This window comes from Mesorhizobium sp. ISC11 (assembly GCF_037162595.1).
GTDB lineage: Bacteria > Pseudomonadota > Alphaproteobacteria > Rhizobiales > Rhizobiaceae > Mesorhizobium > Mesorhizobium ciceri.
The window spans coordinates 4090135-4114824 of sequence record NZ_JAVSPW010000001.1; the positions used below are offsets into that span (position 1 = coordinate 4090135).

At 63.9% G+C, this 24690-nt stretch carries 21 protein-coding genes; 10 read left to right on the forward strand and 11 right to left on the reverse strand.

Annotated features, from left to right (window positions below; genetic code table 11):
* The first annotated feature begins 33 nt into the window (after positions 1 to 33).
* The 4 genes from RPF88_RS19880 (at position 34) to RPF88_RS19895 (ending at position 4810) form a co-directional block, all read left to right on the forward strand.
* A complete protein-coding gene (locus RPF88_RS19880) occupies positions 34 to 906 on the forward strand; it encodes an IclR family transcriptional regulator (RefSeq protein ID WP_244514256.1) in 873 nt (290 codons plus the stop codon).
* A 136-nt stretch (positions 907 to 1042) separates the two neighbouring features.
* Complete coding sequence (locus tag RPF88_RS19885; protein WP_013528140.1) at positions 1043 to 1795, forward strand: SDR family NAD(P)-dependent oxidoreductase; 753 nt, start codon at positions 1043 to 1045, stop codon at positions 1793 to 1795.
* A 143-nt stretch (positions 1796 to 1938) separates the two neighbouring features.
* Positions 1939 to 3288, forward strand: a complete 1350-nt coding sequence (locus RPF88_RS19890; RefSeq protein WP_337123044.1) for a glucoamylase family protein — start codon at positions 1939 to 1941, stop codon at positions 3286 to 3288.
* Positions 3278 to 4810, forward strand: coding sequence for a mercuric reductase (locus RPF88_RS19895; RefSeq protein ID WP_013528142.1), 1533 nt, complete (start codon positions 3278 to 3280; stop codon positions 4808 to 4810). Before RPF88_RS19890 ends, RPF88_RS19895 begins: the two co-directional genes overlap by 11 nt.
* 185 nt (positions 4811 to 4995) lie before the next feature.
* Here the strand turns inward: RPF88_RS19895 and RPF88_RS19900 are convergent, their stop codons facing one another.
* From RPF88_RS19900 to RPF88_RS19910, 3 genes are all read right to left on the reverse strand, one after another.
* Positions 4996 to 5970: a hypothetical protein gene (locus RPF88_RS19900; RefSeq protein WP_337123045.1), complete on the reverse strand. Its 975-nt coding sequence runs from the start codon at positions 5968 to 5970 to the stop codon at positions 4996 to 4998.
* 212 nt (positions 5971 to 6182) lie between these two features.
* Positions 6183 to 6758: a DUF1349 domain-containing protein gene (locus RPF88_RS19905; protein WP_063170443.1), complete on the reverse strand. Its 576-nt coding sequence runs from the start codon at positions 6756 to 6758 to the stop codon at positions 6183 to 6185.
* A gap of 91 nt (positions 6759 to 6849) precedes the next feature.
* Entirely contained in the window at positions 6850 to 8289 is a 1440-nt protein-coding gene (locus tag RPF88_RS19910) for an aldehyde dehydrogenase family protein (RefSeq protein ID WP_013528145.1), read from the reverse strand.
* Between the two features lie 269 nt (positions 8290 to 8558).
* Between RPF88_RS19910 and RPF88_RS19915 the strand changes: the two genes are divergently transcribed.
* The 6 genes from RPF88_RS19915 (at position 8559) to RPF88_RS19940 (ending at position 16916) form a co-directional block, all read left to right on the forward strand.
* Positions 8559 to 9218, forward strand: a complete 660-nt coding sequence (locus tag RPF88_RS19915) for a TetR/AcrR family transcriptional regulator (protein ID WP_024501867.1) — start codon at positions 8559 to 8561, stop codon at positions 9216 to 9218.
* A 208-nt stretch (positions 9219 to 9426) separates the two neighbouring features.
* A complete protein-coding gene (locus RPF88_RS19920) occupies positions 9427 to 11838 on the forward strand; it encodes a GcvT family protein (protein ID WP_127370901.1) in 2412 nt (803 codons plus the stop codon).
* A gap of 82 nt (positions 11839 to 11920) precedes the next feature.
* Positions 11921 to 13174 (forward strand): sarcosine oxidase subunit beta, encoded by a 1254-nt coding sequence (locus RPF88_RS19925; RefSeq protein ID WP_027164242.1) that lies wholly within the window; start codon positions 11921 to 11923, stop codon positions 13172 to 13174.
* A gap of 70 nt (positions 13175 to 13244) precedes the next feature.
* On the forward strand, positions 13245 to 13511 hold the full coding sequence (locus RPF88_RS19930) for a sarcosine oxidase subunit delta (RefSeq protein ID WP_337123050.1): 267 nt from the start codon (positions 13245 to 13247) through the stop codon (positions 13509 to 13511).
* Entirely contained in the window at positions 13508 to 16384 is a 2877-nt protein-coding gene (locus RPF88_RS19935; RefSeq protein ID WP_337123052.1) for a sarcosine oxidase subunit alpha family protein, read from the forward strand. Before RPF88_RS19930 ends, RPF88_RS19935 begins: the two co-directional genes overlap by 4 nt.
* A complete protein-coding gene (locus RPF88_RS19940; RefSeq protein ID WP_337123053.1) occupies positions 16377 to 16916 on the forward strand; it encodes a hypothetical protein in 540 nt (179 codons plus the stop codon). Before RPF88_RS19935 ends, RPF88_RS19940 begins: the two co-directional genes overlap by 8 nt.
* Before the next feature lie 14 nt (positions 16917 to 16930).
* Here the strand turns inward: RPF88_RS19940 and RPF88_RS19945 are convergent, their stop codons facing one another.
* From RPF88_RS19945 to RPF88_RS19980, 8 genes are all read right to left on the reverse strand, one after another.
* A complete protein-coding gene (locus RPF88_RS19945; protein ID WP_013528152.1) occupies positions 16931 to 17416 on the reverse strand; it encodes a hypothetical protein in 486 nt (161 codons plus the stop codon).
* Positions 17417 to 17534: 118 nt separating this feature from the next.
* Complete coding sequence (gene msuE, locus RPF88_RS19950; RefSeq protein ID WP_013528153.1) at positions 17535 to 18095, reverse strand: FMN reductase; 561 nt, start codon at positions 18093 to 18095, stop codon at positions 17535 to 17537.
* A gap of 63 nt (positions 18096 to 18158) precedes the next feature.
* The gene (locus RPF88_RS19955) at positions 18159 to 19406 is read right to left on the reverse strand and encodes an SfnB family sulfur acquisition oxidoreductase (RefSeq protein ID WP_063171069.1); all 1248 of its coding nucleotides are present in this window, start codon (positions 19404 to 19406) and stop codon (positions 18159 to 18161) included.
* 24 nt (positions 19407 to 19430) lie between these two features.
* Complete coding sequence (locus tag RPF88_RS19960; protein WP_164753483.1) at positions 19431 to 20237, reverse strand: ABC transporter ATP-binding protein; 807 nt, start codon at positions 20235 to 20237, stop codon at positions 19431 to 19433.
* A 79-nt stretch (positions 20238 to 20316) separates the two neighbouring features.
* Positions 20317 to 21654 carry an ABC transporter substrate-binding protein gene (locus RPF88_RS19965; protein ID WP_337123057.1) on the reverse strand — a complete coding sequence of 446 codons (1338 nt, stop codon included), beginning with the start codon at positions 21652 to 21654 and terminating at the stop codon, positions 20317 to 20319.
* A gap of 80 nt (positions 21655 to 21734) precedes the next feature.
* A complete protein-coding gene (locus RPF88_RS19970; protein ID WP_337123059.1) occupies positions 21735 to 22775 on the reverse strand; it encodes a branched-chain amino acid ABC transporter permease in 1041 nt (346 codons plus the stop codon).
* A gap of 3 nt (positions 22776 to 22778) precedes the next feature.
* Positions 22779 to 23678 (reverse strand): branched-chain amino acid ABC transporter permease, encoded by a 900-nt coding sequence (locus RPF88_RS19975; RefSeq protein ID WP_337123061.1) that lies wholly within the window; start codon positions 23676 to 23678, stop codon positions 22779 to 22781.
* Positions 23675 to 24610 (reverse strand): ABC transporter ATP-binding protein, encoded by a 936-nt coding sequence (locus tag RPF88_RS19980; protein WP_063171065.1) that lies wholly within the window; start codon positions 24608 to 24610, stop codon positions 23675 to 23677. Before RPF88_RS19980 ends, RPF88_RS19975 begins: the two co-directional genes overlap by 4 nt.
* Positions 24611 to 24690: the final 80 nt, after the last annotated feature.

Here is a 24690-nt window from a genome sequence, read left to right on the forward strand (position 1 = left end):
CGCTGTCAATATAAATGGAATTTAATTTCATTTTTGATCGACAGTGCCGACGTCACCGGCCCGACAGGCGGACGACGACGCCAGAAAGACCTCAGCGTGCGCAAGCGAGCCACCAGGGACGAGACGGAGCTTGAAGGCGAAGGCGCACAGCTTTCGTCGTCGCTGGTGCGCGGGCTCGGCATCCTGCGCGCCTTCCGGCCGGGCGACGCCTCGCTCGGCAACCAGGACATCATTGCCCGCACCGGCCTGCCCAAGGCCACGGTGTCGCGCATCACCTATACGCTGAGCGCGCTCGGCTACCTCCTGTACGACAAGGATCTCGGCCGCTACAGCTTGGGGTCGGCTACCGTGGCGCTCGGCTATTCGGCGCTCAGTTCAAGCGCCGTCGTGCACGTCGCCCGGCCGCTGATGCAGCCGCTGGCCGATTTGACGGGGGCGGCGGTGGCGCTCGGCACGCGCGACAGCCTCAACATGGTGTATCTCGCCAATTGCCGGTCGGAGAGCCTTGTCACGCTGCGGCTCAACCCGGGCTCCTATCTGCCGATCTGGAAGACATCGATGGGGCTGGCCTATGCGGCGGCCCTTTCACCCGAGGAGCGCGTCAGCCTTGTACGGGCTTTGCAGGAGGCGGAGCCGGACAAGGCAGCGATGATCGCGGCGGCGATCGACGATGCGATCGCCCAATATGCACGCCAGGGCTATGTGACGTCGTTCGGCGCCTGGCACAGCTACATCCATGCAGTCGGCGTGCCGTTCCGCCCGCGTGACGGCTCGCCGCTGGTTGCCATCACCTGCGGCGGCATCGGCGAGATCATCACCGAGGACCGCGCGCATGCCGAGATCGGACCGGCGCTGGTGGCGATGGTGAAAGCACTGGGCGACCAGCTCGAGGGAATTCCCGTGTAATCCCGGCACGGGATTGGCCCAGACGATCGGGCTGCATGCCGGCTTGAACTTGCCTGGTGGTGGCAGCACAGTCGCCGCCGATGGCATGGCGCTCGCGTTGTCAGTCCATCGAGTTCGGGTGACGGGGGGAGATCGGATGCCGATGAATTTTGCAGGACGGTTCAGCGACCGGGTGGCGGTCATCACCGGTGGCGCATCGGGCATTGGTCTGGCGGTGGCGCAGAGGATTGTCGAAGAAGGCGGACGGGTTTCGGTCTGGGATCGCGATCCCGCCCAGATCGAACAGGCCAAGGCCGTCATCCCCAGTCTTCACGGCATCGCTATCGACGTTGCCGATGCCGCAGGCGTGGAGCGCGCTGCCCGGTCAACGCTCGAAGCGCTTGGCGGTGTCGATATCCTGGTCACCAGCGCGGCGATCACCGGGCCGAACATGACGACCTGGAACTATTCGGCGGAAGATTGGCAGAAGGTCATCGACATCAACATCAACGGCGTCTTCTACTGCAACAAGGCGCTCGTGCCGCACATGCTCGAGCGCAACTATGGCCGCATCGTCAACATCGCCTCGATCGCCGGCAAGGAAGGCAATCCCAACGCCTCCGCCTACAGCACGTCCAAGGCCGCGGTGATCGGCCTGACCAAGTCGCTCGGCAAGGAACTGGCCAAGACCGGGGTGACGGTCAATTGCGTCACGCCGGCGGCCGTGCGCACCGCGATCTTCAAGCAGATGAGCCAGGAGCACATCGACTTCATGCTGTCCAAGATACCGATGGCGCGCTTTGGCGAGGTCGACGAGGTGGCGGCACTGATCTGCTGGATCGCCTCGGAAGAGTGTTCGTTCACGACGGCCGCCGTGTTCGACGTTTCCGGCGGCCGCGCCACCTACTGAGGCAGAACGAATCTCAATTCCACGTGACGGTGCAACGGACGGAGCATGCGGGCGTATAGTTGGACGCCTCGAATCGACAAGTCGCGACAAGGTAGCGGGAACCATGACACGGAATGCAGCCGTCAGGCGGGAGTTTGCTACTTTTGCTTAGAGCCGAATCTGCCGCACTGTCCGACGATGAGCTTCTGGACCGCTATCAGCGCGCCGCCTTCGATTATTTCCTCGATAACGTGAACCCCGAAAACGGACTGGTCGCCGACACATCGCGGCCAAATTCGCCGGCCAGCATCGCTGTCGTCGGCTTCGCGCTGTCCAGCTATCCGATCGGCGTCGAGCGCGGTTGGATGACGCGCGATGCCGCCGCGAAGCTGACGCTGGCCGCGCTGCGTTTCTTCTCGACCAGCCGGCAAGGCAATAGCGACGACGTCACCGGCCATAAGGGTTTTTACTACCATTTCCTCGATATGCGGACCGGCCTGCGCGTCTGGCGCTGCGAACTGTCGATGGTGGATACGGCGTTGCTGATATCAGGCATGCTGGTGGCGAGCGCTTATTTCTCCGGTGACGATGACGAGGAAGCCGAAATCCGCCAACTGGCCGAGGCGCTCTACCGGCGCGTCGACTGGCGGTGGGCACAAGGTTCAAGCCCGACCCTGCGGCAAGGCTGGAAGCCAAAGAGCGGCTTTCTGCACTATGGCTGGGAGGGCTACAACGAAGCGACGATCCTCTACGTGCTGTCGATGGCCTCGCCTGACAGTCCAACCTCGGATAACAGCTACGAGGGCTGGACGGCGACCTATCAGTGGGAAAACATCTACGGCTACGACGTGCTGTATGGCGGCCCATTGTTCATGCACCAGTTCTCGCATGCCTGGATCGATTTCGCCGGCATCCGCGACGCCTTCATGCGCGAGAAGAACTCGGACTATTTCGAAAACAGCCGCCGCTCGACCTATCTGCATCGCGACTATGCGCGCCACAACCCTTACGGCTATGACGGCTATGACGAGAACCTTTGGGGACTTTCGGCGGGCGACGGGCCGGGCGGCTTCCGCACCAGCGTGGAGCGACAGCGCCGGCGGTTTTCCGGCTATGCCGCGCGCGGCGCTCCGTTCGGGCCCGATGACGGGACGATCGCCCCTTGGTCCTATCCGGCATCACTGCCTTTCGCGCCGGAGATCTGCCTGGCGGCGCTGCGCCATCTCGGTGATCGCTACCCCGAGGTGATCGACAATTTCCGGCTGCCGAGCGGCTTCAATCCGACATTGGCGAACCGGCGTAAATTCGGGAGGCACGGCTGGGTGTCGGAAGGCCACTATGGGCTGGATCAGGGTATCGTGGTGATGATGATCGAGAACCATCGGTCAGGGCTGATCTGGAAGCTGATGCGGTCCAATCAGCATATCCGTCGCGGCCTGCACAAGGCCGGATTCAATGGCGGCTGGCTGTCTCAGCCGGCAAGCCCGGCGTCAGGTGGCGGCAATGTCGCGTGACCGGACCAGGATCACCGCCTTCCCCGTCGACAGCAACGACATCAGTCTGATCGCGAGCGCCCATCCGCCGCACTGGAAGAACCCGCAGCCGGACGGTCCCTACAACCTCGTCGTCATCGGTGCCGGGCCGGCTGGGCTGACTGCCGCCTACGAAGCGGCCGGCCTCGGCGCAAAGGTCGCGCTCATCGAGCGCAATCTGATCGGCGGAACTTGCGTCAATGTCGGTTGCATCCCGTCCAAGTCGATCATCCGCACCGCAAGGCTTTATGCCGACATGCGCGATGCCGAGAATTTCGGCGGCGACATGCCGGACCGTCTTCACGTCGACTTTCCGCGCGCCATGACGCGGATGCGGCAGATCCGGCAGCGGATCAGCCGCGCGGATGCCGCCGATAGGCTGGTTTCCGAAGGCATCGACCTTTATTTCGGCGAAGCGCTGTTTTCCGGACCGGACGCTGTCACGGTCGCCGGACAAACCTTGCGTTTCAGGAAGGCGCTGATCGCGACAGGCGCGCGCCCGAGGCTGCCGACGATTCCAGGCCTTGCCGAGGCCGGCTATCTCAGCAACGAGACCATGTTCGAGCTCACGGAGTGCCCGAAGCGGCTTCTGGTCATCGGCGGCGGACCGCTCGGCTGCGAGGCGGCGCAGGCCTTCTGCCTGCTCGGTGCCAAGGTCATCCTGGCGCAACGGGAACCGATGTTCCTGCCCGGCGAGGAACGCGACGCCGCCCAGATCCTTTCGGACGCGCTGGCGCGCGAAGGTGTCGAGGTTCGCCTCAACACCGAGGTGGTAGCGGTGCGAACGGAAGGCGGCAAGAAGCTCGCCGACCTGGTGTGCGACGACATCACGACAACGATTTCCGTCGACGAGATCATCACCGGCATCGGCCGATCGCCCAATGTCGACGGCCTCGACCTGGAAAACGCCGGGGTGGCATACGATGCCGACGGTATCAAGGTGGACGATTATCTCCGCACCACAAATCCGCACATCTATGCGGCGGGCGATGTCTGCCTCGCCTACAAATTCACCCACACCGCCGAGGCCACAGCTCGCATGGTCGTGCGCAATGCCCTGTTTCTCGGACGCAGGAAACTGAGCGAGCTGGTCATTCCGTGGTGCACCTACACCGATCCGGAGATCGCCCATGTCGGCCTCTATCCGGCGGAGGCGCGCCAGAACGGCATCCCGGTCAAGACTTATACGGTGCTGATGCACGATGTCGCCCGGGCGGTCATGGACGGCGAGGAGGAGGGTTTCGTCAAAATCCACGTCAGGGAAGGGTCCGACCGCATCCTGGGCGCCACGGTCGTCGCCAGCCATGCCGGTGAGATGATCAATGCGGTGTCGCTGGCCATCAAATCGGGCATGGGATTGCGTGCGCTGGCCGACGTCATCCATCCCTTCCCGACGCAGGCGCTAGGCATAAAGATGGCCGGCGACGCCTATCGGCGGACAAGGCTCACCTCATCATGGAAGCATCTGGCGGGCCGCTGGTTGGCGTGGTCCAGGCGATGGTGACATTCCGGCAGCCTGCCGCAGCTGGTGCGTCGGACATTCGGCGACGATGCGGCGCTTGACGAAAGCCTCGTCGACCATCTCGGATATCCGCCAAACGTCGGTGCCATCCAGAGGTTAGCCGGCTCTATATTTCCGCGGATCCTGCGGGCCCTGCCGACCGCGACTCCAATTTCGTGGCTGCCCTGTCAGGGTGCGTGCAGAAGTTCTTGCCGAATGGGCTCGAGATAGGTTTGCGGATGCAAGCGTCCCCAAACATGGTCGCGCTCGGTCAGGTGCTTAACCTGCTCTATCCAGCGCCTCGGCGCATCAGGGTCCCTGACCTCATGCCAGTCGTCGACGATAATGACCGGCAGACCCTGATAGAGCGGGTCGAGCGGCGAGGTCTTGGTGACGACGATGCAGCCGAGATAGAACAGCTCCCATGTCCTATGGCAGTCCAGGCCGTTGCCTTCGGTGGACAGGACAAGCGGGTATTGCGAGTACAGTTGCCAGATCGAGCGCTGCGAGACGCGTTTCGCCAGGAAATCGACATGCGGACATCCGCGCAGGACATCAAGCAGTTCCCGGCGCTGTCTCGAGCCATTGCTGATGCTGAAATCAGAGAACAGTCTGGGCGGGCGGCGGTCCACATGATCCTGCCGGGCGCGTATGATTTCCAGTTGCTTCACAAGCCCTTCCGGCGTGGCGAAGGACCGAGGCGTGTGAAGATCGAGCCCGATCGGGAAAGGCTTGACCCTGGGGTGAGTGCCGTCACAATTCTGGCTGTACCAGGAGACCAGGAAGGGGTTGGCGAGAAGCTGGTCGACGGTGCCCTTCGCCAGATCAGACGGCACCGAAGCATCGCCATCGGTCGTCAGCAGCGTGAACGGTGCCGTGATCGTCGGCAACACGATCCTGACGAACGTGTCGAGATCACAGGTTTGCGCATCCCTGGACAAGGTGCTCAGACGCAGCCAGACGATGCCATGTGCGCCGCTGTAATGCTGGCGGAAAAATGCCTCGCTCTGTGTCGATGCGGTTGACGCGTTGCGATACCAGCGCGGCCCGGCGAAATCGCAGAAATGTCCGATCCCCTGCGACCACAGCACGGGCGGAACGCCAAGAAATCTCAGCGCCCTGGAATAGACGGCTCTTTTGACTGCCCTTCGCAACCTGCCCATGGGCAACTCCTAGCGCGGATGCCAATACCGTTGCAACGTGCTGCCCGACATATTCGCCTTGAGCGGAACAAAGGCCAAAAGTTTCCCCGCAATACCCCTTCCGGCTCCGGAGAACCCAACTTACGACAGGCGCAGCCGCCGGCGAGGCTCGATCTACAGACTTGATTATGACAAAGGTCGAAGGGCTTGCGGTCGGCGCAAGGCCGCACGTCTCAATCGTGCAATTCCCGCGATATCGGCGGCCCCACCGAAAAGCCGGAGAATGTGACCTCGAAGCCCTCGCGTTGCGGCGAACAGCACATCATGCCGACATCGACCGTCCTGGAGATCGGAAAGTAGGCGAGCCGCACAGGCTTCCAGTGGCCGTCGGAAGCATCGAGATACTGGACACGGATCGTTTCGGCGTGACGGGTCAGCCGGATCCTGACGCCGCCCGGACCGGCATGAATGGCGACCAGCGACCAGTCTGACGTGTCGTTGGTGACCACGACGGAGAAATAGGCAAGGCCGTCGGTGTACTCGATACCGGCCTTGATCCAATGGGTTTCGCTGAGCCGGACCATCAGCCCCGCCTGATCATAAAGCACCTCGTAGTCGCCTTTGACGGTGACCTCGGCGGTGAAATCGCCTTCGACGGGCCGGTGCAGGAAGTGGCCATTGTCGCGCCAGAAACCGTAGAAGGTCTCGCGCCAGAAATCGGTCTCCTTGCCGGTGCGCACACGAACGCTGTCGCCGTCGATAGAATGGTGCGGCGGCGGGTTAAGCCAGGTCAGGTCCTGCACTGTCATCCTTCGCGCCGCTCCAATCCAGATGTGCATGGCGGGGTTGCCGGCGTGGTCGGCAGTGACCGATCAGCCCGGCTGATCGGTCGACGGCTGATCAGCCCGCGAATGTGTAGGCCGTCTTCACCGTGGTGTAGAACTCCGCCGCATAGTGGCCCTGCTCGCGCGGCCCATAGCTCGAACCCTTGCGGCCGCCGAAGGGAACATGGAAATCGACACCCGCCGTCGGCAGGTTGACCATCACCATGCCGGCCTCCGAATTGCGCTTGAAGTGCGTGGCATGCTTGAGGCTCGAAGTGCAGATGCCGGAGGTCAAGCCAAAGGGCGTGTCATTGGCGACGGAAAGCGCCTCGTCATAGTCCTTGACGCGAATGACGCTGGCGACAGGCCCGAAAATCTCCTCGCGCGAACTGCGCATGGCGTTGGTCGCCTCGGTCAGCAACGCCGGCTGCAGGTAGAAGCCCGGCGTCTTGCGGTCGAGCCGCTCGCCACCGAAGGCGAGCGTGGCACCTTCCCTGACGCCGATGGCGATATAGTCCTCGTCCTGCTTCAGCTGCGTCGCGTCGACGACAGGACCGATCTGGGTCTGCGCGTCGAGCGCATCGCCGATGACCAGTTTGCTCATGCGATCCTTGAGGGCGTCGACGAAGCGGTCGTGAATGCCGTCAGCCACAATCAGCCTGGACGAGGCGGTGCAGCGCTGGCCGGTCGAGAAGAAGGCACCATTGAGCGCGCAATCGACGGCGATCGCGAGGTCGGCATCGTCGAGCACGACCAGCGGGTTCTTGCCACCCATTTCAAGCTGGAACTTGCGCATGTGTTCGATGCTTGCCGCAGCGACGCGCTTGCCGGTGCCGACCGAGCCGGTGAAGCTGATGGCGTTGACATCGGGACTGTCGAGCATCGCCTGACCGACGACCGAGCCCTTGCCCATGACGAGATTGAGCACGCCCTTCGGCAGGCCGGCGCGATGCAGGATGTCGACGATGGTCCAGGCGCTCTCGGGAACCAGTTCCGCCGGCTTGAAGACGACGGTGTTGCCGTGTGTCAGCGCCGGGGCGATCTTCCAGGCCGGAATAGCGATCGGAAAATTCCACGGCGTGATGATGCCGACCACGCCGACCGCCTCGCGCGTCATCTCGACGCCGACGCCCGGCCGCACGCTCGGCACGACCTCTCCGGTCAAACGCAACGTTTCGCCGGCAAAGAAGTCGAATATCTGGGCGGCGCGAATTGTCTCGCCGATGCCTTCGGCCAGCGTCTTGCCTTCCTCTCGCGCCAGGTTGCGGCCGATCTCGTCCTTGCGCGCCAGAATCTCGTCGGAGGCCTTTTTCAACACCGCGTGACGCGCCAGCGGACCGGAGCGGGACCAAGCCGGGAACGCTGCCTTGGCCGCGGCGATCGCCTGCTGGGCCTGTTCGACACCCGCCGAGGCATAGTCGCCGACGACGTCGCCGGTATCCGAGGGGTTGATGTTGCGCGAACCGGCATCGCCGACCCACTCGCCATCGATGAGGTTCTTTCGAAACAGCGTCATATCGTGTGTTCCTGCTTGTTGGCCGCGCGGGCATCTGTCTGAACTGGTATTTGCCAGACAATTGCCTCGCGGGAAAGCAAACAGTGAACCGCCGGCCGCGACAAAAATCCCCGTGCCTGCGCCGCGCGGATGGCGGGCGACGACGATTCCCCATCGAGCCTCGATGCAGCCAACCTCCATCGTGCATCAATCCGCTTGGGCCGATTCATCCTGTACACTTATGTCCATAGCCTTGATTTGCCTGAGGCAGCATGTCATGCGTCGTGTCGATGGCAGCTCTCGAAACGACGATTCAGCGCGCCGGCGCCACCGGCAACATCAAGGCCACTCGCGAAGACTGGCTGAAGCTTGCGCTTGAAACGTTGATCTCTGACGGAGTCGAACGCGTCCGCGTGCTGACGCTTGGCCAGAAGCTCGATGTGTCGCGCTCCAGCTTCTACTGGTATTTCAAGAGCCGGCAGGATCTGCTCGACCAGTTGCTGGATTACTGGCGGCAGACGAATACCAAATTCATCGTGGAACGCGCCAGGCGGCCTTCCGCCACCGTCATACGCGGGGTGATGAGCATTTTCGAATGCTGGGTGGACGAAAGGCTGTTCGACCCCCAGCTGGATTTCGCGATCAGGGCCTGGGCCCGTCGCTCGCCCGCCATCAGGCGCGCGTTAGACGAGGCCGACGAGGAGCGTGTCAACGCCATACGCGACATGTTCATGCGTCACGGCTACGACGAGGAGGATGCCTTCGTGCGGGCCCGCGTGCTGTATTTCATGCAGATCGGCTATTACTCGCTTGAGCTCAACGAGCCGATGAGCAGCCGCCTGCCTCACGTCGCCGGTTATCTGCGCAGCTTCACCGGCCAGGAGCCTCCGGCGGAGGATGTCGAGGACTTCTCGCGCTATGTCGAGAAGACGCTTTCGCGCAACCGATAGTACGGCCCGGCCGCCGCGGCCTGACGATTTCGCTTCGCGCATCGGCCCAATAGCAAGCACGGTTGCTGCCGACAGCAGCAGAGGAGCCCTCTGCCGTATCGGCGCAGAGCGGCGTCATGGGGCGCTCATTCCGCTGTCCGCCAAGCTCTAGACACATATGTACAATACCGATAGGGTACGCCACACTGGCTGGGTGGAGTGCGACAGGATGAAATCCCAATATCGGGCGATCGTCATCGGCGGCGGCGTGGTTGGAGCCTCGGTGCTCTATCACCTAGCGAAGTTCGGCTGGAGCGACGTCGCGCTGATCGAACGCGAGGTGCTGACCGCAGGGTCGAGTTGGCATGCGGCCGGCGGGTTCCATGCGCTGAACGCCGATCCCAACATCGCCGCCCTGCAGGCCTACACGATCGACCTGCTCTCCGAGGTCGAGAAGGAATCGGGCCAGAGCATCGGCATGCACATGACCGGTGGCATCTCGGTCGCCTCGGCGCCGGAGCGCTGGGAATGGTTGAAAGCGTCATACCGCATCTTCCAGACCATGGGCATCGACGATGTCCACCTGGTCGGAGTCGATGAGATCAAGCAGCGCTGCCCGATCCTCAACACCGACGGCATGCTGGGTGGACTCTATGCCGCGCGCGAAGGCCATATCGATCCCTCGGGCGTCGTGCACGCCTATGCCAAGGCAGCCAGGCTGCGCGGCGCCGATATCATCGAGCACAACCGCGTGCTGGCACTCAACCGCCGCGCGGACGGCGGCTGGGACGTAGTCACCGAGAAGGGCACGGTGATTGCCGAACACGTCGTCAATGCCGGCGGGCTGTGGGCCAAGCAGGTCGGCCGGATGGCCGGCATCGACCTGCCGGTGTCGCCGATGGAGCACCATTATCTCGTCACCGAGGCGCTGCCCGAAATCCAGGCGCTGGACAAGGAATTGCCGCTGATCGTCGATCTCGAAGGCTTCACCTACATGCGCCAGGAACAGAAGGGCCTGCTGCTCGGCATCTACGAGATCAACCACAAGCACTGGAACATGGATGGGGCGCCGTGGGATTACGGCATTGAACTGATCCAGGAAGACACCGACCGTATCGCCGACGAGTTGGCCCTCGGCTTCAGCCGATACCCCTGCCTGGAGAATGCCGGCATCAAGCGCTGGGTGAACGGCGCCTTCACCTTCTCGCCGGACGGCAATCCGCTGGTCGGCCCGGTGCGCGGGGTTCCCAACTACTGGGTGGCGTGCGGCGTCATGGCCGGCTTCCTGCAAGGCGGCGGGGTCGGCAAGTCGCTTGCCGAATGGATGATCCATGGCGAGCCGGAAGCCGATGTCTACGGCATGGACATCGCCCGCTATGGCGATTTCGCCTCCAACCGCGAATACATCAGGCAGACCACCGGGCAGTTCTATTCGCGCCGCTTTGTCATGAGCTATCCCAACGAGCAGTTGCCGGCGGGGCGGCCCTTGAAGACAGCCGGCGCGCATGACGCGATGGATGCCGCCGGCGCGCGCTGGGGCAATTCATGGGGCATGGAAGTGCCGCTCTATTTCGCGCCGCATGGCTTCGTCGAGACACCGACGCTGAAGCGCTCCAACGCCTTTGACATCGTCGCACAGGAGTGCCGCAAGGTGCGCGAGGGCGTCGGTCTGCTCGATATCACTGCCTTCTCACGCTACGAAATCGCCGGGCCGCAGGCGGAAGCTTGGCTCGACCGGCTGCTTGCCTGTGCGCTGCCCAAGCCGGGTCGCGCCAAGCTCGCGCCTATGCTCGGCGAAAACGGCAAGCTCAAGGGCGACCTCACCGTCTTCAACTGGGGCGATGGCTCCTGGTGGATCATGGGATCCTACTATCTGCGCCAGTGGCATATGCGCTGGTTCGAGCAGCATATGAGCGACGGCGTCACCGTCCGCGACATTTCAGACGCGGTCGTCGGTTTCTCGCTGGCTGGTCCCAATGCGCGAATGTTGCTTGAGCGCCTCACACATCAGGACGTTTCGCACGAGGCCTTTGGCTTTCTAGCCTGCAAGACATTGGATGTCGGGCTGGTGCGGGCCAAGGTCGGACGGCTCTCGGTCATCGGCGAACTCGGCTACGAGATCCATTGCCAGGCCAATGAGCACGCGGGCCTGCGCCGCGCTCTGCTGACGGCAGGCAAGTATCTGGGCGTCACCGAATACGGCTTCAGCGCGGTCAATTCGCTGCGGCTCGAAAAGAGCTTTGGTATCTGGTCGCGCGAGTTCACGCAGGACTATACGCCCGATGAGACCGGGATGGACCGCTGGATCGCTTTCGACAAGGGCGATTTCATCGGCCGCGAGGCGGCCCGGAAGGAGCTGAAGGCTTCATCGAGGCGCACGCTGGTGACGCTCGAAATCGACGCGGCGGACGCCGATGCCAGCGGTTACGAGCCGGTCTGGTATAGAGGCAAGCTTGCTGGCTTCGTCACCTCGGGCGGCTACGGCCATACGGTCGGCAAGAGCCTCGCCATGGCGCTGGTCGAGCGCGAAGTGGCTGATATCGATACGCAGTTGACAACCCACATCGTCGGCGTCGAAAGAGGTGCGCGCGTCATCGCCTCGTCGCCATACGATCCACTGGGCAAGGCGATGCGGGCATGACCGATCGAACCGGTGACGTCGGTGCGGAAGACCATGCGATGATCCACGTTTCTTTCCGAAAATCAGGCCTGTCCGGCACGTCATGACCACACGCTATTCCGCCTTTTCGCTGTTCAAGGAGGGCCTGGCCGGCCAAACCGGCTGGCAACCGGCGTGGCGCTCGCCCGAGCCGAAACTGTCCTATGATGCGATCGTCATCGGTGGCGGCGGCCATGGGCTGGCAACGGCCTATTACCTGGCCAAGAACCACAACATCACTAGGGTAGCGGTGCTGGAAAAAGGCTGGATCGGCGGCGGCAACACCGGCCGCAACACCACCGTGGTACGCTCCAACTACTATTATCCGGAGAGCGTCGAGCTCTACGGGCTGGCGCACCGGCTCTATGAGGGATTGTCGAAAGAGCTCAACTACAACGTCATGCTGTCGCAACGCGGCATGGTCAATCTCTGCCACTCGACCGGCGAGATGGAGATCGGCGCCCGCACCGTCAACGCCATGCAGATCAACGGCATCGATGCGGAGCTGTTTTCGCCTGACGATGTGCGCCGGGTGGCGCCGATCTACAATTTTTCACCGGACGCACGCTTCCCGGTGTTCGGCGGTATCTGGCAAGGCAGGGCCGGAACGGCACGCCATGATGCGGTCGCCTGGGGCTATGCGCGGGCCGCAAGCCGACTCGGCGTCGACATCATCCAGAACTGCGAGATCACCGATTTCATCATCGAGGGCGGCCGCTGCCGTGGCGTCCAGACCTCGCGTGGCGCGATCCGTGCCGAGCGTATCGGCATGGCGGTGGCCGGGCATTCTTCGGTGCTGGCGGCCAAGGCCGGCTTCCGCCTGCCGATCAATTCCTATGCGCTGCAGGCCTGCGTGTCCGAACCGGTCAAGCCGATCCTCGACACGGTGGTGCTGTCGCCCGGCTGCGGCGTCTATGTCAGCCAGTCGGACAAGGGCGAGATCGTCATCGGCGGCGGGCTCGACCGCATCCCCTCCTACGCGCAGCGCGGCAATCTGCCGACGCTGGAGGGGGTGATCGCCGGCCTTTTGGAGATGTTCCCGATCTTCGGCCAGCTCAAGCTGATGCGGCAATGGGCTGGGATCGTCGATGTCGTGCCGGACTCCTCGCCGATCATCGGCCCCTCGCCGCTGCCCGGCCTGTTCCTCAATTGCGGCTGGGGCACGGGCGGCTTCAAGGCCATTCCCGCAGGCGGCACGCTGCTGGCGAACCTGCTGGCGACTGGCGAACACAACCACATCAGCCGTCCGTTCGACCTTGATCGCTTCGCCAGCGGGCGGCTGATCGACGAAGCGGCCGGCTCCGGCATCGCGCACTGATGCATGTCGCCCAAAAGTACGCAGCGGTTTTGGGAGAACGACATGCATAAAGACGAAGATTGAGGATCCTATGCAGCTCTTTCCTTGCCCATTCTGCGGCCCGCGCGACGAAACCGAATTCCACTATGGCGGCGATGCCGGAAATGCGCGGCCGGATGGCGCCGATGTGCCGATCGATCGCTGGGCAAACTATCTCTATCTGCGCACCAACCCGAAAGGAGCGGCGCGCGAGATCTGGGTTCACATGAACTGCGGCGAGTTCTTCGTCATGGAGCGCGACACCGTCACCCACAAGGTGCTGTCCTCGGCCGCACTCGGCGGGGAGCACGTCGCGTGACCGCCTCACGTCTTGCCACCGGCGGCAGCGCCATCGACCGCTCGCGCCCGATCCGCTTCAGCTTCGACGGAACCATCGTGCAAGGCTTTGCCGGCGACACCATCGCCTCGGCGCTGCTGGCGGGTGACGTCGCGGTCGTCGGCCGCAGCTTCAAATACCACCGGCCGCGCGGCATATGGGGCGCCGGCGTCGAGGAGCCAAATGCGCTGGTCGATCTCGGCGGCACGCGGGCAACGCCGAACACCCGCGCCACGACCGAGCCGGCGCGGGACGGACTGGTGGCGAAAAGCGTCAACGCCGCGCCCAGCGCACTGGCCGACCGCAACGCCTTCCTGGACCGTTTTGCGCGCTTCATCCCGGCCGCGTTCTACTACAAGACCTTCATGTGGCCGGACTGGCACAGGTTCGAGCCGCGCATCCGCGCCATGGCGGGGCTGGGCACAGTCGATGCTGACTGGACCTCGCCCGGCATGGCCGACCAGATCAACCATCATTGCGACGTGCTGGTGGTGGGCGCGGGGCCGGCAGGGCTGGCGGCGGCAGGGCTGGCGTCCGGTGCTGGCCTGACCGTCACACTGGTCGACGACCAGCAGAGCCCCGGCGGATCGCTCGGCCATCGTGCCGCGGAGATCGACGGCAAGCCGGCGGCCGTGTGGGTCAAGGAGACGATTGCCGAGCTTGCCGCTGGCGGTCACCTCATCCTGCCTTCGACCACCGCCTTCGGCATTTACGACCACAATCTGGTCGGGCTGAACCAGCGTCATCTCGACGGCCGGCCGGATACGCTGTGGCGGGTCAGGCCGCGCCAGATCGTGCTGGCGACCGGCGCCATAGAGCGACCGCTGCCTTTCGCCAACAACGATCTGCCGGGCATCATGTCGGCGGATGCGGCGTTCGCCTATCTCCGGCGCCACGCTGTGCTGGTCGGCCGCCGCATCATCGTCGCCACCAACAATGACAGCGCCTATGAGGTGGCGGGGGCGCTTGCCGAGGTCGGCGCCGAAGTCAGGCTTGTCGATATCCGGCGTGACGGCACGCCTGCGGCGGCGGCCAATGTCCGGCTGATCAAGGGGCGTTCTCTCGCATCCGCCAGCGGCAAGCTGCGCGTCGACGGCGTGACGCTCGACGACGGCACGAGGTTCGATGCCGATTGCGTTGTGGTCTCGGGCGGCTGGACGCCGACCATTCATCTCTTCGGCCAGGCCAAGGGCAAGCTCGCCTGGAGCGATGCGCGCGCGGCCTTCCTGCCGGGCGAACCGGTCGGCGGTATCGCCGTGGTCGGCGCCGCAGCCGGCGCGGTCTCCTTGTCGGAGGTGTTTGCCGGCGTGGAAAAGGCATTCGCCGGCAAGGAGAACGCGGCAACACCACGCAGCACCGGGCCGGAGGCGACGGACGGCATTCTCCCGGCCTGGCCGATGCCGGGCTCGAAAGGCCGCATCTGGATCGACTACCAGAACGACGTGACGGTGAAGGACGTCGAGTTGGCCGCACGCGAAAACTTCGTCTCGGTCGAACATCTGAAGCGCTACACCACGCTCGGCATGGCGACCGACCAGGGCAAGACCTCCAACCTGCCCGGCCTGGCGCTGATGGCAGGGATTACCGGCCGCACGGTGCCGGAGGTCGGCACCACCACCTACCGGCCGCCGTTCACGCCGGTGCCGCTGGCAAGCTTTGCCGGCGCGCGCGTCGGTGAGTTGATGGCGGCGGTACGGCGGCTGCCGCTCGAAAACGTCCATCGCGCCAGCGGCGCTGTCTTCCAGGAATATGGCGGCTGGTTGCGGCCTGCTCATTATGGCGGCAATGCGGACGCGGAACGTTCGATCGCGGACGAGGCGCGACGTGCGCGCCAGTCGGTCGCGCTGTTCGATGGTTCGACGCTCGGCAAGATCGAGGTGATCGGGCCGCAGGCGGCGGCGTTCGTCGATTTCCTCTACTACAACACCATGTCAACACTGAAACCGGGCCGCTGCCGCTATGGCTTCATGCTGTCTGAGAACGGCGTGGTCTTCGACGACGGCGTGCTGGTGCGGCTGGACGAGCATCGCTTCGTCGTGTCGTGCTCGTCCTCGCATGTCGCCGCCGTCCATGCGCGGCTGGAGGAATGGCGCCAGGACCGTTTTGGCCGCGGCGCCGTCTACATCCACAACGCCACACCGGACATGGCGACACTGACCGTTTCGGGGCCAAATGCCCGCAAGCTGCTGGAAAAGCTGCATCTTGGCCTCTCGCTCGACGATGCCGACCTGCCGCATATGGCGATCGGTCATGGCACTTATGCCGGCGACGAAGTCCGCATCGCCCGCGTCAGTTTCACCGGCGACAGGAGCTACGAGATTTCGATCCGGGCCGACCACGCCGAGCCGCTATGGGCGCATCTGCGCGAGGCCGGCCAGGCGCTCGACGCCATCGTCATCGGCCTGGAGGCGCTGATGATCCTGCGTGCCGAAAAGGGTTTTATCGTCATCGGCAAGGACACCGACGGCACCACATTGCCGCATGATCTCGGCGTCCACGGTCCGCGGGCCAAACGCAAGACCGAGTTCGTCGGCCGCCGCTCATTGTTCACCGAGGAGGCGTCGCGTGACAATCGCATGCAGCTTGTCGGGCTGGCAGTGCCGCAAGGCGAAGCACCGCTGCCGACCGGCGCGCATGGCATCAAACGGATCGACGGCAGATTGCGCAGCCAGGGCTTTGTCACCTCGAGCTACCAGAGCCCGACGCTTGGCCGCCCGGTTGCGCTTGGGCTGATAGAGCGTGGCGCGACGCGGCACGGCGAGACGATCGACATCCAGCATCTCGGCAAGATCAGCAAGGCGACAATTACCGCCCCTTGCGCCTTCGACCCGGCAGGAGACCGGCTGCATGCGTGATCTCGCGGAAAAATGGTCTGTTGCACCGGATTGGCAATCGGCGGTGATCAAGGTGCCCGGCCTTGTGGTACGCGCGGTCTGCGGCCTCAACCAGTTGCTGGTCAGCGGCGACCTCGACGCGTGGGCGCGGGCTTCGAGCGCCGACGGGAACGGAGTCGGAGCCTTTGGCACCGCACAAGGTGACCGCTATGCGGCGCGACTGGCGCGCGACCGGCTGCTCGTCGTCTCGAACAGCCCGCTTGCCATCGCCTCGGGCTGGCACATAGACGGGTTCGCGGTGACGGCGATCAGCGCCGGGTTGCAAATGTTCGAGGCCGAGGGCACGGCGCTCGACGCTTTCATCGCGCGTGGAACGACGCTCGATCCCAGCCAAGCGAGCGCCAGTGCAGCGCTGTCCTTCGCCGACATCAGCGCCGTCGTCTATCGCCATGACGCCAAGCTGCGCATCCATGTCGATCGCGGTCTTGCCGCCTATCTCTGGACATGGATGGAAATTGCCGCCGGCAACATCGCCGCAGGATCAGCGAAGTAGCCGGTTACGGCTGGTCAGAGTGTGAACGACCAGAACAGGCAGGCCAGCGTCGCGGCGGCAAAGACGACGAAGAACAGGCTGCGCAGCAGCACGTTGCGGCGCAGCTCGTTCATGACAAAGTGACAACCGACGATCGCCGCGGCAAACAGGAACCGCCAGTTCAGCAATGTCCACACGGCGCTGCCCTGCCCGAACGCCCATCTGGCGACCAGACAGCCGACGATGGTCGCAAACAGTGCGATCACGGTCCAGAAAAGGGCATCGGCGGCATGGGTCAGGACGATACCGGCCGCCCTTATCGGCAGGATCATCATCAGCATCGCGCTGAAGAAATAGACGGCGGCAATCGGGATGAACACGCCGGCGTCGGCAATGCCGTCAAGGCGCCTGACGCCGATCGCGCCATAGGGATAGCCGTGCCTGGCGACAGCCAGGCTCAAAGCCATGAGCAAGGCGGTCAGCACGGCGACCAATGCGAAGGATGTGAGGGCTTTGCTCATGACGTTCCTGTCCCAGACGAATCAGACAGGAACGGTTTTAGCGGTCGGTCGTAAATTGCGCGTAAGCGGGGGCGCTGCCCTCACGGATTTCGTTCAGTTCAATCTGGCTGACGACAGGCTATTCAGCGGCGATCCGGCCTGCCGAACGATTGGCCAGCACAAAGCCGACCTCGTCGACCGCCTGCGCCGCACGCTTAAGGATCGCCTCGGAGCGCAGCACGCCGTCGGTGAAATCCTTGTCGGTGGCGTAGACGGCGGTGGGCAGCGCAAAGGCCTCGAAGAAGCCGAACAGCGGCCGCAGCTGATGCTCGACGATCAAGGCATGGCGCTCGCCACCGCCGGTCGCCGTCAGCACGATGGGCTTTCCCCGCAATGCCGCCGGATCGATCAGATCGAAGAAATGCTTGAACAGGCCGGTATAGCTGCCCTTGTAGGTCGGCGAGCCCACGACAAACACGTCGGCGGCGAGGATTTGTTCCAGGATCGCGTGCGCCTGGCCGTCGAGATCGCGGGCCCATTTCGCCGTTCCCAGCGACGGCCCGAGATCCTCGATATCATAGGTGCTCGCCGATAGGCCGTGGCTGGCGGCGATGTCCCTGGCGACCAGATCGACGAAGGCGCGCGTCTTTGACGGCCTGGTGATGTTGCCGGAAAAGCCGACGACTGTTGGGTTTGACATGGCAGTGGGCCTCTTGAATGGTCGAAGGTTTGACGTGGCGGGCCGCCAGCCCGCCGGTGGAAATCAGCTCCAGGCGTGCAGCGGCGGATTTTCGCCGTTGAGGAAATATTTGCCGAGGATCGAGTATTTCCAGCGCACCGGATCGTGCAGCGTGTGCGTGCGGGCGTTGCGCCAATGCCGGTCGAGATTGTGCTCGGCCAGGGTTGAGCGGGTCCCTGCCAGTTCGAACAGCTTGTTGGTGGCGGCGATGGCGATCTCTGTCGACAAGATCTTGGCTTCAGCAGTGACGATCTGGGCGTGCGCCACCGTCTCGGCTGTCGGCTCGGCCACTGCCCGGTCGATTGCATGACCGGCCTTTTCGAGCAGCGCCTGCGCCGCGTGCAGGCGCAGCGTCAGGTCGCCGATGGCCTGAATGGTGTAGGGATCGTCCCAGGCGTTGTCGACGCCGCTGTCGATCCAGGCGCGGCTTTTGGTCCTGACGAAATCGACCGTCTCGTCGATCGCCGCCTGGGCGATGCCGGTGTCCACGGCCACCTGGATGATCTGGAAGATGGCGCCGTCGGCGGTCGGTTTGTCGTAGCCCTTGTAGCCGGGTACCAGATGCGTCTTCGGCACCTTGACGTTGTCGATGATGACGGTGCCGGACAGGGTCGTGCGCTGGCCGAAGCTCGACCAGTCGTCGATAACGGTCAGGCCGGGTGCGCCGCGGTCGGCGATCGCATACCAGGCGCGGCCCTCGTCATCGAGCGCCACGATCGGCACCAGATGGGCGAGCAGCGCGCCGGACGAATAGAATTTCCGGCCGTTGACAACCACATGATCGCCGGCATCGGTGAAGCGGGTCTCAAAATCGGCGGCGCGCTTGGAGCCGAACTCGGAAAAGGCGTTGCCGAACCGGGTGCCCTTCAGCGCTTCGGCGAACAGCAGCTTCTGCTGGTCCGCGTCGGAGACGGTGCGGATGGCAGCGACGACGCCGAGATGGTTCTGCGCAACCTGGCCGATCGAGGAATCCGCCGCCGAGATGATCTCGATCACCTTCGCCAGCGTCGCATAGGACACCTCCGGCCCACCGAATGCCTTGGGTACATTGATCGACCACAGGCCGCTTTGCGAAAAGGCATCGAGTTCGGCGACCGGCCAGATCCGTTCACGGTCGCGCCGGGAGGAGTCCTTGACGAATTCGGCGGCGAGCGCATGGGCAACCGCAATCGCCTCGGCGTCGTCCTTGATGATGTGCGCCGGGGCGGTCGGCCTTGCGACTGGCGGCACGGCGGCGGAAGCCTTGTCGGTCTTGACGGTCGAAACGGTCATTTCACTGCTCCTTGGGATTTCGATTCAGGCAACGGCGTGGAGATGGGCGGGCTTGGTGGCGGGTGACGCCTGTTGCCCGGGGTTCGATTGACCGAGATAGAAGGCCCTGATGTCCTCGCGCTGGCGAAGCTCGGGGGCCGCGCCGGCGAGAACGGAAACGCCGTTCTCCAGCACCGTGGCATGGTCGGCATATCGCAGCGCCACTGCGGAGTTCTGCTCGGCGACCAGGATGGATAGGCCAGTCTCGCGGTTGAGTTTTTTCAAGCTCTGGAAGATGTCCTGGACGATGATTGGCGCGAGCCCCATCGACGGTTCGTCCAGGACGAGCAGCCGCGGCCGCGACATCAGCGCCCTGCCGATGGCGGTCATCTGCTGTTCGCCGCCGGAGGTCAGGCCGGACAATGTCCGGCGTTTTTCCCGAAGCCTCGGGAAATAGCCGTAGATCCGTTCGAGATCCCCGTTGATCTCGGCGCGGCTGCCGCTGCGGCCGATGCCGCCGGCGATCAGATTCTCCTCGACGGTGAGGCTTTTGAAGCAGTGGCGGCCTTCCAGCACCTGAACCAGCCCGGCGCGCACCAGATCGCCCGGTTTGCGGCGCGAGACATCCGAGCCGTCATAGCGGATGGTGCCGGCATTGACCTGGCCGCGTTCGACCGGCAGCAGGTTGGAGACGGCCTTCAGCGTCGTGGTCTTGCCAGCGCCATTGGCACCGAGCAATGCCAGTATCTGGCCGCGCCTGAGCTCGAAACTGACACCATGCAGCGCCGTGATGGCGTGGTTGTAGGTGGCATGGACCGTGTCCACAGCAAGAATGACGTCATCGTTCGGCATAGGCTGTTCTTTCGCGGTTCGAAAACCGAACAGGTCGGGCGCCACGGAAACTTGGTCCGCGACGCCCGGCACTGACTGATCAGTTGGTGGTCACAGCATTGGCATCGTCGGAGGTGCGTAGCTTGATGCCCTTCTCGGCGGCGTAGGCCTCGGCGGACTTCTCGATGATTGGCCGCAGAAGCGCCCAGTCCGGCGCGATCCAGTCGGAGACGACGTTCCACTTCTTGCCGTCCCACTGCTGGAAGGTCACGTAGCCTTCGCCTTCATGGTTGTCCCAGCTGACATTGATCGAGTGGAACAGGTCCTTGGCGCCGAGCGCCTCGACCTTGGCCGGATCAAGCTTGAGATGCTCGAAGCCCCAGCGGACCTCGTCGCCGGTCAGCGTGCGGTGGCCGAACTTCTCCTGCGCGACCCGGATCGCCTCGACATTGAGGATGCCGTTGACGATGCCGAGATTGTGGTAGACCGAGCCGATGCGCGCCTTGTCTTCAAGGTTACCCTTGCCGGCGCCGTAGACCGTCTTCACGATCTCCTGAACCACCGGGTAGGAGTTGCCGGAAGCCTGCGTGGTGATGGCGGTGTAACCCTTGGCGGCGTCGCCGGCAGGGATGACATCCTCTTCAGAATTCGACCAGACATTGCCGACGATGTGATCGACGGGATAGCCGACCTTGACCGCCGTCTTCAGCGCCACCGGGTTCATCACACCCCAGCCGCGCAGGACGACGAAATCCGGCTTGGCGCGGCGGATGGTCAGCCACTGCGACTGCTGCTCGTTGCCGGGATGCGGCACCTCGATCTGCTGCACGGTGAAGCCGTATTTCTGCGCCAGCAGCTCATAGATCGGGATGGTCTCCTTGCCGTAGGGCGAGCCGTGATAGAGCACGACGATCTTCTTGCCCTTCAGCTTGTCGATGCCGCCTTCCTTGGAGGCGATGTAGTTCACGATGCCTGATGTCTCGCTGCAGGGATTGAGCAGCAGCGGGAAGACGTAGGGGAAGACACGCCCGTCGGTGGAATCGGTGCGGCCGTGGTTGACGGTGATCAGCGGCACCTTGTCGGCGGTGATGCGGTCGATCATGGCATAGGCGATGCCGACCGAGAGCGGGTTCCAGGCGGCGGCGCCGGCATGGCTCTTCTGCCGCTCGTAGCATTCGACGCCGCGCTCGACCTCGTACTGGGTCTCGCATTCGTCCCAGGTCAGCTTGACGCCGTTGACGCCGCCGTCGCGGATGTTGATGAGGTTGAGATAGTCGATGAAGCCGCCGAAGAAGCCGGTGCCGCCGGCCGCGTAAGGCCCGACGCGATAGCTCTGCAGCGGGAAATATTGTTCGTCGGCGTGCGCGGCGGGCAAGGCCACCGACACGATCATCGCCGCGGACAACGCCGCCGCCTTGATTGTGCTGAGGAAAGTCATGGTCGAGGTACTCCCGGTATGGGCCGTCTTGTTCGGCCCCTTGTTCATTTTCCGATGGGATTCATTTTCAATGCATCAGCTCAAGTCGACTGCCAGGCGAACAGGAGCCGTCTTCGGACCCTGTCCCACAGCGCCACCAGCCCGTCGGGTTCAAGGATCAGAAACAGGATGATGAGCGCGCCCAGAACGATGCGCTGGCTCATGTCGAGCACGCCCGAATCGAAGAGATCGCCGAGCAGGAAGCCGCCGAGGCGCGACAGAGCGAGCGGGAAAACCACGATGAGGGCGGCGCCGAAAAACGCGCCGCGGATCGAAGCCAGCCCGCCGATGATGATGATGAACAGGATCTGGAACGACCGATCGAGATCGAAGCCGTCCGGCTCGACGGTCCTCAGATAGGCGAAGGCCCAGATGACGCCTGCGACGCCGATGACGAAGGACGAGATGGCGAAGGCCAGCAGCTTGGTCCTCAGCACCGGAATGCCGATGATGCGGGCGGCGGTTTCATTGTCGCGGATGGCGATGAAGTTGCGACCGGTCTGCGACGAGACCAGCCTGTAGGCAAGGAAGGTCAGCACAGTGACGATTGTCAGCGCGAACAAATAGCGGCCGACGGCGCCGTCGAGCGCTAAACCTGAAATCGACAGTCTCGGCGCGTCGATGACGCCTGACGCCGAGTTGTTGGAGAACCAGCTGAACTTGGTCAGCGCCCATTGCACGAAGAACTGCGCGGCGAGCGTCGAGACCGCGAGATAAAAACCCTTCAGACGCAGGCTGGGCAGGCCGAAAACGATGCCGATCGCGGCGGCGACGATGCCGGCCAGGAAGATGCTGCCGATCAGCGGCAGGCCCTCGACGCGCAGGTTAAAATTATAGGCGGCGAAGGCGCCCGCCGCCATGAAGGCGGCACTGCCCAGCGAGACCTGGCCGGCATAGCCGGTGAGAATGTTCAAGCCCACGCCTGCGAGGCTGAGCGCCAGGAACGGCAGCAGGATGGCCTCGAACAGATAACTTGAGCCGATCAGCGGCACGACACCATAGGCGAAGGCGAGCAGCAGGACCGGTACGACCCATTTCGGCAGCACCGGCGCGGCGACGAAATCGCTTGTTATCGCGGTCATTGTTCAGATCCTCTCAACGAGCTTCTGGCCGAACAGGCCGGAAGGGCGGATCAGCAGAAAGACGAGCGCGACGACATAGGCAAACCAGCTCTCGATGCCGCCGCCGAAATAATCGCCGATATAGACCTCGGCGAGCTTCTCACTGGCGCCGATCAGCAGCCCGCCGACGATGGCGCCGAGGATGGAATCGAAGCCGCCGAGCACCAGCACCGGCAGCGCCTTGAGCACCACCAGCGACAGCGAGAACTGCACGCCGAGGCGTGCGCCCCAGAGCAGTCCCGCCACCAGGGCGACAAGGCCGGCGGCAGCCCACACGGTGGCCCAGATCAAGGGCAGCCTGAGGCCGACCGCGAGGGCCGCGAACTGATCATCGGCAACGGCGCGGAAGGAGAGGCCGATGCGGGTGTAGCGAAAGAACAGCGACAGCAGGAGGACCATGCCGGCGGCAACCACCGCGGCAAAAATGTCGAACTGGCTGATCAGCACGCCGCCGATTTCCAGCGGCACGTCCTCGATGCCGAGATCGAGGCCATGGACCTGCGTGCCCCAGATCAGCTGGGCGGCGCCCTCGATGATGTAGGACAGGCCGAGCGTCGCCATGAACAGTGTGATCGGCGGCTTGTTGGTCAGTGGCCGCAGCACCGTGCGCTCGATGGCGACACCCATCGCCACCATGATGGCGAAGGTGACCGCCAGCGCCAGCGCGAACGGAATACCGCGCTCGACGAGGCTGACGAAGGTGAGTGCCGCAAACAGCAGCATCGCGCCTTGCGCGAAATTGAGCACGCCCGAGGTCTTGTAGATGAGCACGAAGCCGATCGCGACAAGCGAATACATGACGCCTGAGAGCAGGCCGCCGACGAGCACTTCGATGAGGAATTGGTAGTCGAAATCGGCGATCATATGCCTGCCCCGTCCTCATTGTCCGAGGCGACGCCGAGATAGGCATCGATGACGCGTTGGTCGTTCCTGACTTCATCGGGCGTGGCGTCGGCGATCTTGCGGCCGTAGTCGAGAACGGCGATGCGATCGGACAGACCCATGACGACGCCGACATCGTGCTCGATCAACACCACGGTGGTGGCGAAACGATCGCGCGCGGCACGGACGAAAGACGCCATCTCGCTCTTTTCGCTCGCTGTCATGCCGGCCATCGGCTCGTCGAGCAAAAGCAGGCGCGGCTCGGCCACCAGCGCGCGGGCCAGTTCGACACGCTTCTGCAGCCCGTAAGGCAAGGTGCCGACAAGACGGTCGCGAATGGCGGTGAGATGGAGGAATTCAAGGATCTGTTCGGCACGGCTGCGTGAATCGCGCTGCTCGCCACGCGAGCGGCCGATGCCGAGCACCTGGCCGGCAAAGTTGGAGCGAACCTTGTAGGCAAGGCCAGAGGCGACATTGTCGAGGACGCTTAGGCCCTTGAACAGTGCGAGATTCTGGAAGGTTCTGGCGACGCCGAGATGGGCCAGCCGCTGCGTCGGGACCTGGGCATAGGAGGTACCGTCGAGCTGGACATGGCCGCTATCCGGCCGGTAGACGCCGCTGATGACGTTGATCAGCGAACTCTTGCCGGCGCCGTTCGGGCCGATGATGGCACGGATCTCGCCTTGGCGGACCGATAGGTCGATATCGGCCAGTGCCACGACGCCGCCAAAGGACAGGCTGATGCCCTGAAGCGAAAGCAACGCTGAGGCAGCGCCGGCAACGGCCCCTGCCGGCCTGGCGGCATCTTCGAACGACTGCTCCGGCCGCTGGTCTGACGGCAAGCCGCGTGCAAAGACTTCCGGTGCATAGGCGGAAGCCTCCATCACTCCGAGCGTATAACTGGGCAACGGCATTCCAATCGTCCTTGATTAGGCGCGCAAAATCCTGTTGCCGCCCGACGGATCAGCGCGCCGGGCAAGCTTCGTGCGTGCGG